Below are 15,355 nucleotides of genomic sequence, written 5' to 3' on the forward strand. Positions count from 1 at the left end.
ATTAAACAAATCCACCTTATGTGGCGATCAATTCTAGTTAATTGTTTGCTATCTGTTTGATAAAATCTGACTCGATAGTTAAAGGACTTTCGGTAAACCCTCGATTCACAAAAGATTCCAAAGTATCAGCAGCTAAGTTGGGCAAAGAGATACTAGTAGATATCTCTGTATAACCATTAGTGTTTAATTGATAGAAAACAATTTTGTTATCTTGCCAAAACCATACTTCTTTAATGCCAATAGATTGATACTTTTTAAGATCGTCAATCCCACCGCTAGAAAAAATGACTTCGATCGCTAAATCTGGAAGCTCTTTATCTGTACCGAAAGCAAAGCTAACATCTGGCTCTTTTCCCGCGTCAGGTTTATTGCTCAACCTGGTCGATCTCATGGGAAAATAAAGCAAGTTTAATTTTCTACAATAAGCGATGATGAGAATAGAAATTGTGGCAGCAATTCTTTCGTGATTTTTGCTGGGAGACACTAAAGTAATTACTCCGTTAAAATAGGAAACTCGATAACCTAAGTATTCTTCTGAATCAAATTTCTCATACTCAGCCCAAGTCATTCCCGCCCAACTCAGCGTTTGATCTTGACCGTGGAGAATTTCTGCATTTATGGGTAATTGAATATTGATTAACAAAGTGCTGATTTTTCTGTAAGTTAATCCATATAGAAATTTATTCTAGCATTAACCTGACTGCTTTACCCTGAAGAAACTACATTTGTTTGGCTAATTCGCCTATTTTGATTAATTGTTCTTGTAAAGCTTTAACTTCGGTTTGTGTCATATTTTTTACCAAAATATGAATAATAGTCTTGACTCTATAGTTAGCTGTAGACCCTACACTGAATACAGTTCTTTAGGCGATGTTTAGGCTCGATTCGCTCGTTCCATGCAAATTTTCGCCACTTTAATTAAATAAATAGGAGATTTAATCATGTTTCAAAAATTATCTGCTCAACCCGCTTTAAAAGCTGCTAGTGTAGCTGTTGCGGTTCTCATGCTAACTGCTGGTGCTAGTTTGGCTCAAGATCGACAGCCCGATCGCAATACCGACCAAAACAGCCCATGTGGTTGTTGTAAACAGATGAACCAAATGCAGCACTCTAGCTGAATGGTAGTTAGTAGAAAATTATCGATTAAAAACTAAACATAATAGAGATCGCTTTTTTTCTAAAAAACTCGCTCGAGGCGATCGCTTTCGAGCGATAATAACTAACCGGCGATTATCCACTTGGCAATATTATTAATCAATTAAGAGCTAGAAAAACTCTTAGTTTGGTTTTTGGAACTCTTCGTGTTCTTCGGCAGAATCAATCGAGGAAGATAAAGTTGAAGTTTGATGATGATTGTTTAGATAGATTTCTGTTTCATAGGACGTTGCTTTATCTTCTTTGCGCGATCGATGGCGGCGACTAGTAAAATAACCACCTGCTAAGAAAGCACTCACACCAATTACGCCTCCTCCTGTTGCGCCTAACAACCATAAAGGGAGTTGCTCTTCTAAAGTAGTGCTGCTAGATTGACTTTCTTGAGATTTTTTCGCTTCGTCAGCCCCTCCCTCTGGCTTGGTTGCTGTTTCTTCTTTACTGCCTCCTCGTAGAGATTGAGCGTAAAGCTGCGGCGCACGCTGAGTAACTACTAAATCTCCTTCAAAAAGACCGCTTTTGACTTCTACCAAATCTCCAGAAGTTTGACCGAGATTGACTTCGACAGATTGAAAAGAGTCGCCGTTCTGCAAATAAACTAGTTTTTTACCTTCTGCATCAACTATTGCCGAACTGGGAATGACTGTAGCTGTTGTATCTGCTTTAGTAGTCATTACTTCTAATTCGGCAAACATTCCTGGTTTGAGAGTACCGTTATTATTGCTTAATTGGGCTTTAACTGGGACAACGCGAGTTTCTCCTTCGACTATCGAACCAATTACCGCAATCTTGCCGATAAAAGCGCGATCGCTCAAGGAAGCTACTTTGGCTCTGACTTGTTGACCCTGTTTAACTTTATCTAAATCTTGTTCGTAAATATTAGCCGTGGCAAATACGGTGGTGTCATCGATAATTGTCATCAGCTGGCCTCCTGCATCTTGAAAGGCTTGACCTAAAGTAACTTCGCGATCGCTAACTCGACCAGAAATAGGTGCTGTTATTATCGCCAGTCCTCGATCGTTTGCTTCTGTACCTAGTTGTTGCAGTCGAGCTTGATAAGTAGTATTGCTCAGCTGTAGAAGAGAATTAGCTGCTTCAAGAGACGACTGAGAGCGTTTGAGTTGGTTTTGAGCCGCCAAAACTTCTCTTTGACTCGAAGCTGTGGTAAGTTGGGCTTTGGTTTCTGCTAGCTTGGCTTGAGATTCGAGCATTTGCCGACGGGGAATAACTCCTTTGTTTGCTAGTTCTCGATCGCGATCGTATTGTTCTTGTGCTACTGCTACTTGGGTTTGCGCTTGTTGTAATTCGGCTTTGGCAATTTCAACTTGACGTTGATAGTTTTGTTGGGCTAAATCTAAATCGGCTTGTGTTTGTTGTAATTCGGCTTTGGCTTGAGCTTGTTTTTCTTGGGAACTGACGCGCAACTCAATCAAGTCAGGACTGGCAATTACCGCTACAGGCTGTCCTGCTTTTACGTATGCCCCAGGTTCTACTAATAACTCGTTTACTTTTCCAGGAATTGGCGATGTAACTTCTACTTGTTGGCTGGGTAGAGCTTCAATTTGTCCAGTCGTTTTAATGCTAATGTCAAGACGTTGACTGGTAACTGGTTCGACTTTTATTCCCAAACTTTTGGCGGTTTGATCGTCAACTTGGATCGAATCTGAAGCTTCTTGTTGAGAATCTCCGCCTTGAAATTCGTTCCCATGTCCGGCGTGAGCCAGAACAGAAGTAGGAGCGGTTATTAAAATTAAACTCAAGATTACTCCAGTACTACGGGTGAGGGAATTAGGCAAGCGAAACAGATAACGAGTAATGGTCATAGTCAAGATCCTTAAGTGATGAGCGAACGGGTTAACATTGGCGAGCGCAAAAATATTTGTATTATATGTATTGAGTTTTTTGTAGTTTAGATATATGGTAATTACTAAAAAAAGTTTTTAACTAGCCAAAAAACACTGCTTTATTGACTAGTTTTTCACAGCTATATGAAATAAAGATGAAATTTGAATAAGGAATTTTAGAAATTATCTGTAAGATGTATTGGTACATTAGCGATAGGCAGCTAGAATTGAGTTGTGAAACTCCTGCCGTCAAAATTTGTGACCAAAACCAAACCAAGTGATATTTGTCAAGTTACATGTTTCAACATAGAGTTAGTCACTCAGGTTAATGAAGCATTGCCAGAGAATGACCTCTTAGAAAACGCTCAGATTCTTTCTAACGTTGGTTTGAGTGTAGATTCTTTTCTGATAATATTCTAATTATCTGTATCTCTTTTATTTCAAAAGCGATCGCCAGCTTTTATTGTTTGTACCAATCCTTACGCCATTGTTTCATCTGCTCGATTTCTTGCTGTTGAGAACTTAAAATATCTTGAGCTAGTTTCTCGATCTCAGGACGCTTGGTTTTACTCAAAGCATCTTCCGCCATCATCAGCGCACCTTCATGATGAGGAATCATGGCATCAATAAAACGCAGATCAAAATCAGCATCGGCTTCCCCTAAATCCATGCTCATCATCATACTTTGCTCCATATCTTCAGACATTGCCATCATGTGACCCATCTCTGCACTCCAAGCCATAGGAGTTTGATCGGCATTAGGATACCAACTTGTACGCCACTGTTTCATTTGCGCTATTTCTTGTTTCTGAGCAGCAATGATATCTTGGGCTAATTTTTTCATTTCAGGACGCTGCGATTTTTGCAGTGCTTCTTCAGCCATATTCATAGCCCCTTGATGGTGCATAACCATGCTGTCGATGAAACGTAAATCGTAGTCCGCATCAGCAGGCCCTATGTCCATCGACATATCGTGCTGCATCCCACCATCACCTTGCATCATATCGTGCGACATTCCACCGTCATTCTGTTTCATGTCTTGCTTGTTACTAGCTTCGGTGGCATTAGTATTTAAGGCTGGGGTTTGGTTAGAAATGGCTGGAGAACAGGCAACCGTTAGGGTAGTTGCACCGATAAATGTTAAGGCTATTAATCTAGTTTTAGTCAAAATTGCTTGCATAGATATTAGAATCGAATATGATTACTCAATAGTTCAGAATTACATACGAATATGAAATCGAGATGAAATATATAGCTTTTAGGTTAACCTTTCATCTCAACAATTCCCATCATGCCGAGATCTTCATGGTCTAAAATGTGACAGTGGTAAACAGCTTTGCCAGCAAAATCGCGGAACCGAATGCGAATGCGGACAGTTTCATTCCCTTTGACTAACACCGTATCTTTCCAAGCGCGGTAGGGTTCTGGCTTCCCATTACGAGATACCACTTGAAAGGGATTGACGTGCAGATGAAAAGGGTGAGCCATACCATCTGGATCAACGTTGACTAATTCCCAGTCTTCAACTGTATTGAGTTGAACTTGAGTATCTACTCGATTGGGATCGAAAGCTTCTCCGTTAAAGGTAAAAGTCATACCCATACCTGGAGTCATTTCTTCTTCCATTGATAATTCAATATGCCTTACTGTCTTTGGTTTTGGTAGTTCCTCCACAGAAATGAGTTGTTGGGGCAAAGGAAGAGGAGAAACAGAACCTTGATATGTGAGTGTTGCCAAAACTTGAGGCTTTGTTTGGGTATTTTCCTGCATCATGCCCATACCACCACCCATCATTTCCATCATTTCCATTCCCCCTCGATCATAGAATAAATTCATGAGGCGATACTGTCCTGATTCTCTATCTCCTCGTACCAAAACTTCTGCCCTTTCTCCAGGTGAAAGCAGTAGTTCTTTGAGTTCTATAGGTGTGCCTATTGCTCCTCCGTCTGTGGCAATTAAGTAAAAAGGATGATTTTCCAAAGCGAGTCGGTAGAAGCGAGAGGGAGAAGCATTGAGGATTCGTAGACGTAGCAAACCACCACGGGCGATCGCTAATTGGGGATTGACTTGACCGTTAACTGTCATTAGCTGCCCTTCGCGCCCCCTCATCATGTCCATGTGATTGGGAGCTTGAATCCGTCCGCTACCATCTAAAGCAAAATCTTGTAAAACCAAAAATTTTTCTTTGGCAGCTTTTAGTTCGGGAATTTCATCCAAGTCACCGCGAATTATAAATAAACCCGCTAAACCACCGAATACTTGCTCGGCAACAAATTTATGACGATGGGGATGATACCAGAATGTTCCAGATGGGTGATTTTTGGGAAGAGTAAATTCATAAGTTAAACTCTCTCCTGACGGAATATCCAGAAAAGCGTTGTCTGCATTGCCAGTGGGAGTAACGTGTAGCCCGTGATAGTGTAAGTTAGTAGGCTGAGAAAGATTGTTGGTGAAGCGAATGCGAACGGTATCGCCTGCTTTTGCTTCCAAGCGAGGTGCGGGGATTTGTCCGTTGTAGGTTAACAGATAGGCTGGCTTGCCTCCTAGATCGATGCGGGTCGAACTCGCTGTAAGATTAAATTCTAGCAAACCGTTAGAACTCTTGTAAAGTTTAGCAGGCAAGGTTTTGGTTTGATTCGGAGTTATTTTGTTTTTCCCAATTGCCCAGCTAGTAGCTGATGTGGCGATTGCACCAGCAGCAGTGAGGATGAGAAACTGGCGACGGTTAATTTTTGACATGGTTGGTTAGAAAGTGCATCTCATACACTACACACTAAGTTTTTCACACCAAAATGAAATCGGTATGAAATCTTGAGTTGAGTTCTCTTTTTCTTTTGTTATTCAAACAATTTTTGATCGCTCAATAATTGGACAAATTGTTTCTTCAGGCTGTTCGGGAATCTTTTTCCAGCCAGATAAAAGTCCCTTCAGCTCTTGCTTGAGAATTTTTAGTTGTTGAATGTGCTGCTCGATCACCTCAAGCTTTTCTTCCAGCTTTACTTTAATCTGGTCGCAAGGTAAGTTTCCTCGATCGTGTACTGACAAAAATTCTTTAATTTCCGACAAACTCAATCCTAAATTTTGTGCGCGTTTGATGAATTTCAAACGAACAAATACATCCGAGTCAAATATGCGATATCCGCCTTCGGTTCTACCATTAGTCTTGAGTAAACCCAGATCATTGTAATAGCGAATGGTTCTAATGGGAATACCACTTTCAGATGCGATCGCACCGATTAGTTTTGGTTTTTCTTGAGTTAACATCTTAAATCTCCTAATGATTATAAAACCTCAACGACTCCCCGAAACATATTCATACCGCAGGTAAACTCGTATCTACCAGGGGTTTTGGGTGTAAACTCAATTGGTGTAACTCGATCGAGAGGTAATGTTTGAGCGATATGAAAGTCAGGAAAACGAACTTCCTCAAGACAACTACTGGCATCTTGGCGATCGAAGTTTAACCTAACTTTTTGACCCGCTCGAACTACAATCTGACTGGGTTCATATCCACCATCAACGGTGACAGTAATCTCTTGAATGTCCCCTTGGGTAGTTGCTTTTGCCAATTTGGGTTTACTCAATAAGAACCACCACAGTTCTAAACCAATTAATCCCAATCCACCAACCGTAACGATAATTTTATTGCTTAACGGTTGTTCTATGGGTTGAAACTGTCCCGTTTGCTCCCTTTGAGATGGTTGCATTTCATTCATATTGTGAGGCATTTGGGCGACTGCCTTACCCGAAGCAATGCCCAACACCATTCCTAAACCTACGATCCCGCTTGCGATTGCTTCGCGTACTTGATTTCGTGCGATCGCTTTTCTATTCACCATTGTCAAACCTCCTATACAATTGCCCCAGAAATTACTCCAATCAGAAATCCAAATCCTGCTAGTGTTCCAAAAAAGATGATTGTCTTCATATCGATATTCTTCTAACCGAGTGTTTTTGGCTTAAAATTTCGCAAACGCAGCGCATTTGTCACCACCGAAACAGAACTAAACGCCATCGCCGCACCAGCAATAATGGGACTGAGCAACCAACCAAAGAAGGGATAGAGAATTCCCGCCGCAATGGGAATACCAGCGACGTTATAAATAAAAGCGAAGAAAAGATTTTGACGAATATTACGAATGGTAGCGCGACTAAGTTGAATCGCTGTTACAATTCCCTGTAAGTCTCCTGAAATCAAGGTAATATCGCTAGCAGCGATCGCCACATCCGTTCCCGTGCCAATTGCTATTCCTACGTCGGCTTGTGCTAGAGCGGGTGCATCATTGATGCCATCCCCTACCATTGCTACTATTTTACGGGGCGTATAAAGGTCGGAGGAGACCTCCGACCACAGCCCCTCACCTTCCGACTGAATTGTCTCAACTGTAGCGGCTTTCTGTTCGGGACGTACTTCAGCAAAAATGCGCTCGATTCCTACTTCACGAGCAATAACTTCGGCAGTACGGCGATTGTCTCCAGTTAACATCACTACTTCTAAACCCATTTTCTGTAAGGCTCGAATGGCATTAACAGAAGAAGGTTTTACCGCATCGGCAATGCCCATAATGGCTTCTATTTTCCGATCTACGGCAATCCAAATAACGGTTTTACCAAGATATTCCAATCGCTCCCAATCTTTTTGTAGGTCGCTAGTATCTATATTTAATTCATTTATCCAACGATGAGTTCCGATTTGTACCCATCGATTTAAAACATAGCCTTGTACGCCACTACCTGCGATCGCTTCAAATTCCTTGGCATCATCTAACTTTACCCCTTGCGACTGGGCATATTGGACTACAGCTTCGGCTAAAGGATGTTCTGAATTTCGTTCTACTGAAGCAGCGAGATGCAATAAATTTAGCTCGTTGCTGTTGGCAATACCATTGACAGTTACAAAGTCAGTCACAGTCGGTTCACCTTGGGTAATCGTTCCCGTTTTATCGAGTACGATCACCCTTAATTTATGCGCCATTTCTAAACTTTCTGCACCTTTGATGAGAATGCCATTTTCTGCCCCTTTACCCGTTCCCACCATAATTGAAGTCGGGGTTGCTAAACCAAGCGCACAGGGACAAGCAATAATCAACACGCCAACTGTGGTAATCAACGCCATCGTTACATTCCCCATGATGTTGTACCAGAGGATAAAAGTAGCGATCGCAATGGCAATCACAGCAGGTACAAACCATCCCGTAACTTGGTCAGCTAGCTTTTGAATTGGAGCTTTCGACCCTTGTGCTTGCTGCACTAGTTTGACAATCTGCGCTAAAAAAGTATCTTTACCGACTCTCGTTGCTTTGAATTTAAAGCTACCAGTTTTATTAATCGTCGCGCCAATAACTTCATCACCAGGATATTTTTTTACAGGAAGGCTTTCACCCGTAACCATCGCTTCATCGATAGTAGAAGCACCTTCAACGATCTCGCCATCGACGGGAATCTTCTCCCCTGGGCGTACTAAAATGATATCTCCCTGAACTACTTCAGCAATGGGTATATCCACCTCGCTATCGTTCCGAATCACCCTTGCTGTTTTCGCACCTAAACCCATCAGCTTGCGAATCGCTTCTGAAGTTTGTCCCTTGGCTCGATTTTCTAGCAATCTCCCCAGCAAAATTAAGGCAATAATTACTGATGCCGCTTCAAAATATACGTCGGGTGTAAGTCCCTGTGCGATAAACCACTGCGGAAAAAAGGTGGGAAATAGGGAATAAATATAAGCCGTACCAGTGCCGATCGCCACTAGGGTATCCATAGTTGCTGTATGGCGTTTGAGGGCTTTCCCAGCATTAATAAAGAAGGACGATCCGCACCAAAATAGTACGGGTGCAGTCAGTACTAATTGCAGCCAGGAATTGTGCATCCATGCAGGAATAAAAGGAATGGGCAATCCTGTCATCATCGGCAGCGAACCAATAACCAGAATGGCACTAACAATCCCGCTAACCCATACCTTGCGAGTCAGTTGGCGATTTTCGACTTGCCGTTCTCGTCTTTCGGTATCATCTTCTGGAGCAAGTACATCGTCTTGCATAGGTACGGCAGAGTATCCAGCTGCATCGACGGCATCCTGAATCGCTGCTACATCAGTTATCCTAGAGTCATAAGTAACGGTGGCTTGTTCGGCACCAAAATTGACGTTACATTCGTTTACGCCTGGAACCGAGCGAATTGAATCTTCAATATTCCTGGCACAAGAAGCACAACTCATGCCTCGTAATTTTAAACTGGTATTTTCCACTTCATACCTCCTGACTTGATTTTAAATAATGCCAAGCATTGTTCAGGCAACGGTATAACCTGCTTCTGTAATCGCTTGTGCGATCGCAGCTTCTGATGCTTGTGTGTCAACTTCGACAAGCTTAGTCTTGGAATCGGTATCGGTTTGTACGGTTGCGGCTGGATCGATTGCTTTAATTGCTTTAGTAATGGTATCTCCACAAGCCGAACAAGCCATGTTGGGAACTTTAAATTGTAATGTCATAATTTCTCTCCTTCTGCAATCAATTACTTTTATTGTGATCTCTCTAGTCAACTGGAGAGTCAAGAGGGTAGAAAAGAAAAATTTAAATATCTATCGAAATGAGTGCCAACAGAGTAATTAGTCTCTATCGAAGGTAGTAGTAGCCTTAATATCTAGTTTGATAGCATTGAGGCAAGTCGTTACGGAGGCGAACGATAACTGATGAGCATCGTAGATAGCCTTTTTCTGCATATGTTCGGTCGTCCGAAAGGAATGCTGGGCAGGTTCGGTGGTATCATTATGGCGCGTATGAATAAAGAGTTCACCTATTCAGTGATCGATTTGCTCGACATTGAGCCGAACGATCGAGTGCTAGAAATTGGATTCGGCTCTGGAGTAAGCATTCAGCGTCTGGCTGATTTGGCATCAAAAGGATATATTGCAGGTATCGATTACTCTAAAGAAATGGTCGAGCAAGCTACAGCTAGGAATTTGAAAAAGATTGAGGCTGGTTTGGTCGATTTGCGGCAAGACTCGGTGGAAAGCTTGCCCTTTGAAGACAACACCTTCGATAAGGCACTGGCGGTTAACTCCATGCAAGTCTGGTCAGATGCCGCGATCGCTTTACAGGAAATACGGCGAGTCCTTAAGAAGGTTGAGGGCAAGATTGCGCTTGGTTTTACTCCCTATTCGGGGCAGTCGAGTCATGGATTGACTGAAATGCTTACAACTGCTGGCTTTACTGAGGTGCAGTTAATAAATCTAGATGGTGGTTTTTGCATACTGGCGATCGCATCATAACCAGAGTAGCGATCGAGAGATTGAATCAATTTTTTAGCTGTTAAAGATCGTATTTGTTCATCTGAATAGACATTCAAGCTTAAAATGAGTATCATTATCAAAGAAGTAAACTCACAACTCTATTAACCCAGGATTGTCTAAGCAACTAAACTGATAGGGTTTAAAGTATAAACAATGAACAAAGTTGACAAATCAAAAAAAACAGTTTCTCCAGAAGGTGATGCACCTACTTGTGATTCTTCTTTGGTTCATCTAGAACAAGTGCGTCAAGTACAATCTGAAATCGTTACAACGGAAAAAGCACAACAAATGGCGCAGTTTTTCGGTGCAATGGCAGACCCTCATCGGCTTAAACTTCTTTCTGCGTTAGTCAAAGCTGAACTTTGCGTCTGTGATTTAGCCGCAGTAGTTAAAATGAGTGAATCTGCTGTATCCCACCAGTTACGTCTGCTACGAAATCTACGTCTGGTTAAGCATCGTCGTGAAGGTCGTAACGTCTATTACAGCTTAGCAGACGCGCATATTGCCAATCTATATCGGGAAGTAGCCGAGCATTTAGACGAAGTTTAATTCTTGCTTTCTATTCATTGTCAGATTACTTTTTTTGGGATATTATCTGAACAACTATTCAATTGTTCAATTAAAATAATTTTAAAATTGTTGGGATAATGTCAGGTAAACATTCTTCTGGTTGCTGCTCTCATCATGAAAGCCATGACCACAGCCACGAACACGGGGGGTTCGATTTACGACGAGAACTTATACCCTTAAGTATTGCGGTCGCTTTATTTCTCATTGGATTAATTTTCAACCAACCCTTGCACGATACACCTGGAGCGATCGCGGAGTATGTAGTTTTAATTCCTGCTTATTTAATCAGTGGCTGGACTGTTTTAACTAGTGCGGGGCGTAATATTCTGCGGGGTAAAATCTTTGATGAAAACTTCTTAATGACCATTGCTACCTTGGGTGCGATCGCGATTCACGAATTGCCCGAAGGTGTAGCGGTAATGCTGTTTTTCCAGATCGGAGAATTGTTTCAAGGTTTTGCGGTTGGGCGATCGCGTCGTTCGATTAAGTCATTGTTAGAAGTACGTCCAGATAAAGCAAATTTAGTTATTGATGGGGTAATTAGAGAAGTTGCGCCAGAGAAAGTAGAAGTCGGAAATACTATCATTATCAAACCAGGAGAGAAAGTACCTTTAGATGGGGAGATTTTATCGGGAAGTTCTCAAGTAGATACTTCCGCACTTACAGGGGAATCTGTACCCCGCACGGTAAGAGAAGGAGAGACAATTTTAGCAGGTGCGATTAACCAAACGGGTAGTTTAACTGTCAAAGTTACCAAGCTGTTCGCCGAATCCTCCATCGCTAAAATTTTAGATTTGGTAGAAAACGCCAGTAGTAAAAAAGCCCCGACAGAAAAATTTATTACTCGCTTTGCCCGTTATTACACCCCTATAGTAGTTTTCCTCTCTCTAGCAGTTGCTATCTTACCGCCCTTATTCATTCCTGGTGCAACCAGCGAACAGTGGGTTTATCGAGCATTAGTATTATTAGTTATTTCTTGTCCCTGCGGATTAGTGATTAGTATTCCCCTGGGTTACTTTGGTGGCGTTGGCGGTGCAGCTAAAAGAGGTATTTTGGTTAAAGGTTCGACTTTTTTAGATGCTTTAACCGATGTTAAAACGGTTATTTTTGATAAAACTGGAACTTTAACTGAAGGGGTCTTTCAAGTTACTCAAATATCCCCTTATAACGGCTATAGCAAAACAGAAATACTTACTGTTGCTGCGATCGCCGAATCTCAATCCAATCACCCCGTAGCGCGATCGATTATGGAGGCTTACGATGGTGCGATCGCCGAATCTGATGTCACTGATTATGAAGAAATACCAGGACACGGTATTAGTGCCAAAGTCAGAGAGATGTCAGTTTTAGCAGGAAACGATCGCCTCTTGCATCGAGCCAATATCGAGCATGACACCTGCAATGTGTCAGGTACAGTAGTTCATTTGGCAATAGACGGTAAATATGCAGGATATATCTTAATTGCCGACAGAATTAAGGAAGATGCTCAAGAAGCGATCGCCCAATTAAAACAAGTAGGGGTAACTCAAACTGTAATGCTGACGGGAGATAACCGAGTTGTGGCTCAAAATGTTGCCGATAAACTCGGTTTGGATACCTATAAAGCCGAATTACTACCAGAAGAAAAGGTAGAAGCGATCGAGCAGTATCTTCGTAAGTCAGATAAAAAAAGTAAAGTGGCTTTTGTCGGAGACGGGATTAATGACGCACCCGTAATTGCTAGAGCCGATGTGGGAATAGCGATGGGTGCTTTAGGTTCGGATGCAGCGATTGAAACTGCTGACGTAGTACTAATGACTGATGCCCCGTCAAAAGTAACAGAAGCAATAGGTGTTGCTCGTAAAACTCACTCGATTGTCTGGCAGAATATCATTCTGGCAATGGTAGTCAAAGCCCTGTTTATCTTACTAGGAGCAGTTGGCATAGCAACTCTTTGGGAAGCGGTGTTTGCCGATGTGGGAGTAGCACTGTTAGCGATTCTTAATGCCAGTCGGGTTTTGAAATAGTTTTTCTAGCAACTATCATCTTAAAACTCGCTCAAATTTAATCAATTCACTATCTAGAGGTTTTTCAATATGATACGTCGTCATCAGCGTTCTATTCCTTGGATTTATCGCTATTATCGTCCAATTATGGCAGGAATAGCTACTATTGGTGCGGTAGGAACAGGTTATTTAACAGTAGTTAAACTAACCGAAGGAGCAGCAGCTTGTCCTACAGGAGGTTGCGATGTCGTGCTATCGAGTCCTTATGCCACTGTTTTTGGTTTACCCTTGACTCTATTTGGTTTTTTAGGCTATTTGAGCATGATTATCTTTGCCATTGCGCCTTTGTTGCTCACTTCTCCAGAGAAAAAGCAACTACGCGCCAGTTTGAAGCGGTGGACGAGTTGGTTTCTGTTTCTGGGTGGAACGGCAATGGTAGTGTTTAGTAGTTATTTAATGTATTTACTTGCCTTTGTCATCAAAGCTCTTTGTATTTACTGTATTGCTTCGGCTTTGTTTTCAGCTTGTCTGTTTATTTTGTCCATTATTGGTCGCGATTGGGAAGATCTCGGACAACTTTTGTTTACGGGAGTTATGGTAACGATCTTAGTTTTGGTAGGAACACTAGGCGTTTATGCCAATGTCAATAATCCTCGTGTTGAAACTACCAACGGCTATGCTATTTCTACTACTTCTGGTGCTGCGGAACTCGATCTAGCACAACATTTAAAGCAAATTGATGCAAAAATGTATGGGGCTTTTACCTGTCCTCATTGTCAGAATCAAAAACAGTTATTTGGTAAAGATGCAGCAGCCCAATTGAATTATATTGAGTGCCATCCCCAGGGAGAAAATTCCCAAACTGACCTTTGTATGAAAGCGAATATTCAAGGTTTTCCTACCTGGGAAATTAAAGGAAAAATGTATCAAGGAGAAAAAACTTTAGCAGAGTTAGCAGATTTATCTGGCTATCAGGGCGAGCGCCATTTTAAAAATAGTTCCGAAGAGGGACATTAGATTGTTGATAAACTTTCGTTAGTTTCTGGGAGCATACATCATGACTAACACTCCTAGTAATATAATCCAACCACCCAGCAGATCGAATTTATCAGGTCTAATCCGATCGATCAGCCAGCCCCATGAGATAGACAGCACAATAAAAACACCACCATATGCTGCATAGGCACGTCCAAAGTTAGTGGGTTGTAGTGTTGGAACTGCGCCATATAAACCCAGGATCGCAACTCCGATTAGGGCTAGCCAAATACTCTTTCCCTCTCGCAACCATAGCCAGACCAAATAACCCCCACCAATTTCGCAGAGTCCAGCTATGACGAAAAATAACATTGATTGAATCACTTATGCATCCTCTTTTACCTTTACCTCTAAAATTATCCCTCGTTAATCGAAAACAACTAATGCAGGTGAAACTACTAATATTTAAGCTCGTTCTCTTAAATGGAATAGTCGGGGTAATTTTACCTGTTAATGCTCATTCACCTAATGAGACATTAGAACAATGGCAAGCAGATCGAGAATTTAATCAACTTTTAAGTCAAGGCAAAGGATTACTAGATCGGGGTAAACTGGCTGAGGCATTGAGTGCTTACCAACACGCAGCTAGTTTAGAACGAGAAAATCCACGGGTCTTTTCGGCAATCGGTTATTTACAAGCGGTTCGAGGTAAATTTCCCGCAGCAGCAAGTGCTTTCCAAAAAGCGATCGCTCTAGAAAGTGACAATGCTTATTTTTATTACGGACTGGCTTATAGCCTCGCTAGTTCTCAAGCTCATGCTGAAGCTGCCAATGCTTACAATCAAACCATCAAACTCAATCCGAATCTGGTAAATGCTCATTTAGGTTTGGCAGTGGTGCTGCTACGCCAACAAAACTACGATGATGCATTGGATGCTTTTGTAAGAGTAACTACCCTCGCACCAGATAATACCCTCGTCTATCGCACAATGGGAACAATTCTACTCCAGAAAGGACAGTTTACTAAGGCGATCGAAGTTTTACAGCGAGCAGCCGAACTTGCTCCCTCTAACAGTGCAATTCAACTTGAATTGGGAATTGCTTGGTTGAATCTAAACAATATCCCTAAAGCCATAGCAGCTTTTGAACGGGCTGCCGAGTTTAATCCTGAAGATGGCAAGATTCATTTTCAGATTGGCAGAATTCTTCAGCTAGAAGGCAATACAGAATCCGCGTTAGCCGAGTATCGTAAAACAGCAAGCCGAGAACCCGATCTTGTTGCAGCCAGAAAAGCGATCGCCGATATTCTTTTAGAACAGCAAGATTACCTAATGGCGATCGTCGAACATCGTCAGGTGATTTCCCTCGCCCCAAAGGATGCTAAGTCTTATTATCACCTCGGACTGGCATTAAAAGAAAGAAAACGTAATCAAGAAGCCATTACCGCCTTCCAACAAGCTTTAAACCTCTATAAACAGCAGGGTAATACCAAGCAAGTAGAAGAGATAAAAATTATTTTAGATGACTTACGAAAATAGCTA

At 41.8% G+C, this 15,355-nt stretch carries 13 protein-coding genes and 1 pseudogene; 6 read left to right on the plus strand and 8 right to left on the minus strand.

All coding sequences use genetic code 11. The features are described from left to right. Positions 1-37: 37 nt before the first annotated feature. Positions 38-643, minus strand: a complete 606-nt coding sequence (locus KME09_20750; GenBank protein ID MBW4536370.1) for a Uma2 family endonuclease — start codon at positions 641-643, stop codon at positions 38-40. 298 nt (positions 644-941) lie between these two features. Here KME09_20750 and KME09_20755 point away from each other — a divergent pair, with 298 nt between their 5' ends. After that, positions 942-1,118 (plus strand): hypothetical protein, encoded by a 177-nt coding sequence (locus KME09_20755; GenBank protein ID MBW4536371.1) that lies wholly within the window; start codon positions 942-944, stop codon positions 1,116-1,118. Positions 1,119-1,277: 159 nt separating this feature from the next. Here the strand turns inward: KME09_20755 and KME09_20760 are convergent, their stop codons facing one another. The 6 genes and pseudogenes from KME09_20760 to KME09_20785 form a co-directional block, all read right to left on the minus strand. Next, a complete protein-coding gene (locus tag KME09_20760; GenBank protein ID MBW4536372.1) occupies positions 1,278-2,975 on the minus strand; it encodes an efflux RND transporter periplasmic adaptor subunit in 1,698 nt (565 codons plus the stop codon). Positions 2,976-3,456: 481 nt separating this feature from the next. Then, the gene (locus tag KME09_20765) at positions 3,457-4,032 is read right to left on the minus strand and encodes a DUF305 domain-containing protein (GenBank protein MBW4536373.1); all 576 of its coding nucleotides are present in this window, start codon (positions 4,030-4,032) and stop codon (positions 3,457-3,459) included. Between the two features lie 227 nt (positions 4,033-4,259). Next, a complete protein-coding gene (locus KME09_20770; GenBank protein ID MBW4536374.1) occupies positions 4,260-5,735 on the minus strand; it encodes a multicopper oxidase family protein in 1,476 nt (491 codons plus the stop codon). A 102-nt stretch (positions 5,736-5,837) separates the two neighbouring features. Next, positions 5,838-6,260, minus strand: coding sequence for a heavy metal-responsive transcriptional regulator (locus KME09_20775; protein ID MBW4536375.1), 423 nt, complete (start codon positions 6,258-6,260; stop codon positions 5,838-5,840). A 17-nt stretch (positions 6,261-6,277) separates the two neighbouring features. Then, positions 6,278-6,835, minus strand: coding sequence for a cupredoxin domain-containing protein (locus KME09_20780; protein ID MBW4536376.1), 558 nt, complete (start codon positions 6,833-6,835; stop codon positions 6,278-6,280). Between the two features lie 101 nt (positions 6,836-6,936). Continuing rightward, positions 6,937-9,483: pseudogene (locus tag KME09_20785) on the minus strand (heavy metal translocating P-type ATPase). Between the two features lie 231 nt (positions 9,484-9,714). Between KME09_20785 and KME09_20790 the strand changes: the two are divergent. The 4 genes from KME09_20790 to KME09_20805 all read left to right on the plus strand — a co-directional run bounded on the left by KME09_20790 (position 9,715) and on the right by KME09_20805 (position 13,856). Further along, positions 9,715-10,263: a class I SAM-dependent methyltransferase gene (locus KME09_20790; GenBank protein ID MBW4536377.1), complete on the plus strand. Its 549-nt coding sequence runs from the start codon at positions 9,715-9,717 to the stop codon at positions 10,261-10,263. Positions 10,264-10,437: 174 nt separating this feature from the next. Continuing rightward, on the plus strand, positions 10,438-10,833 hold the full coding sequence (locus KME09_20795) for a metalloregulator ArsR/SmtB family transcription factor (protein ID MBW4536378.1): 396 nt from the start codon (positions 10,438-10,440) through the stop codon (positions 10,831-10,833). A 98-nt stretch (positions 10,834-10,931) separates the two neighbouring features. Continuing rightward, entirely contained in the window at positions 10,932-12,860 is a 1,929-nt protein-coding gene (gene cadA / locus KME09_20800) for a cadmium-translocating P-type ATPase (GenBank protein ID MBW4536379.1), read from the plus strand. A 69-nt stretch (positions 12,861-12,929) separates the two neighbouring features. After that, a complete protein-coding gene (locus tag KME09_20805; GenBank protein MBW4536380.1) occupies positions 12,930-13,856 on the plus strand; it encodes a vitamin K epoxide reductase family protein in 927 nt (308 codons plus the stop codon). A gap of 18 nt (positions 13,857-13,874) precedes the next feature. Here KME09_20805 and KME09_20810 read toward each other — a convergent pair whose 3' ends face one another. Further along, on the minus strand, positions 13,875-14,186 hold the full coding sequence (locus KME09_20810; protein MBW4536381.1) for a YnfA family protein: 312 nt from the start codon (positions 14,184-14,186) through the stop codon (positions 13,875-13,877). A 14-nt stretch (positions 14,187-14,200) separates the two neighbouring features. Between KME09_20810 and KME09_20815 the strand changes: the two genes are divergently transcribed. Beyond that, positions 14,201-15,352, plus strand: a complete 1,152-nt coding sequence (locus KME09_20815; GenBank protein ID MBW4536382.1) for a tetratricopeptide repeat protein — start codon at positions 14,201-14,203, stop codon at positions 15,350-15,352. Positions 15,353-15,355 lie beyond the last annotated feature (3 nt).

Origin of the sequence: Pleurocapsa minor HA4230-MV1 (assembly GCA_019359095.1) — a bacterium.
Lineage (GTDB): Bacteria > Cyanobacteriota > Cyanobacteriia > Cyanobacteriales > Xenococcaceae > Waterburya > Waterburya minor.

Coding starts and splice junctions, on each gene's coding strand:
- KME09_20805 (MBW4536380.1), top strand. CDS start 12,930: ATGATACGTCGTCATCAGCGTTCTATTCCTTGGATTTATCGCTATTAT.
- KME09_20810 (MBW4536381.1), bottom strand. CDS start 14,186: ATGTTATTTTTCGTCATAGCTGGACTCTGCGAAATTGGTGGGGGTTAT.
- KME09_20780 (MBW4536376.1), bottom strand. CDS start 6,835: ATGGTGAATAGAAAAGCGATCGCACGAAATCAAGTACGCGAAGCAATC.
- KME09_20790 (MBW4536377.1), top strand. CDS start 9,715: ATGTTCGGTCGTCCGAAAGGAATGCTGGGCAGGTTCGGTGGTATCATT.
- KME09_20795 (MBW4536378.1), top strand. CDS start 10,438: ATGAACAAAGTTGACAAATCAAAAAAAACAGTTTCTCCAGAAGGTGAT.
- cadA (MBW4536379.1), top strand. CDS start 10,932: ATGTCAGGTAAACATTCTTCTGGTTGCTGCTCTCATCATGAAAGCCAT.
- KME09_20815 (MBW4536382.1), top strand. CDS start 14,201: ATGCATCCTCTTTTACCTTTACCTCTAAAATTATCCCTCGTTAATCGA.
- KME09_20770 (MBW4536374.1), bottom strand. CDS start 5,735: ATGTCAAAAATTAACCGTCGCCAGTTTCTCATCCTCACTGCTGCTGGT.
- KME09_20765 (MBW4536373.1), bottom strand. CDS start 4,032: ATGAAACAGAATGACGGTGGAATGTCGCACGATATGATGCAAGGTGAT.
- KME09_20775 (MBW4536375.1), bottom strand. CDS start 6,260: ATGTTAACTCAAGAAAAACCAAAACTAATCGGTGCGATCGCATCTGAA.
- KME09_20760 (MBW4536372.1), bottom strand. CDS start 2,975: ATGACCATTACTCGTTATCTGTTTCGCTTGCCTAATTCCCTCACCCGT.
- KME09_20755 (MBW4536371.1), top strand. CDS start 942: ATGTTTCAAAAATTATCTGCTCAACCCGCTTTAAAAGCTGCTAGTGTA.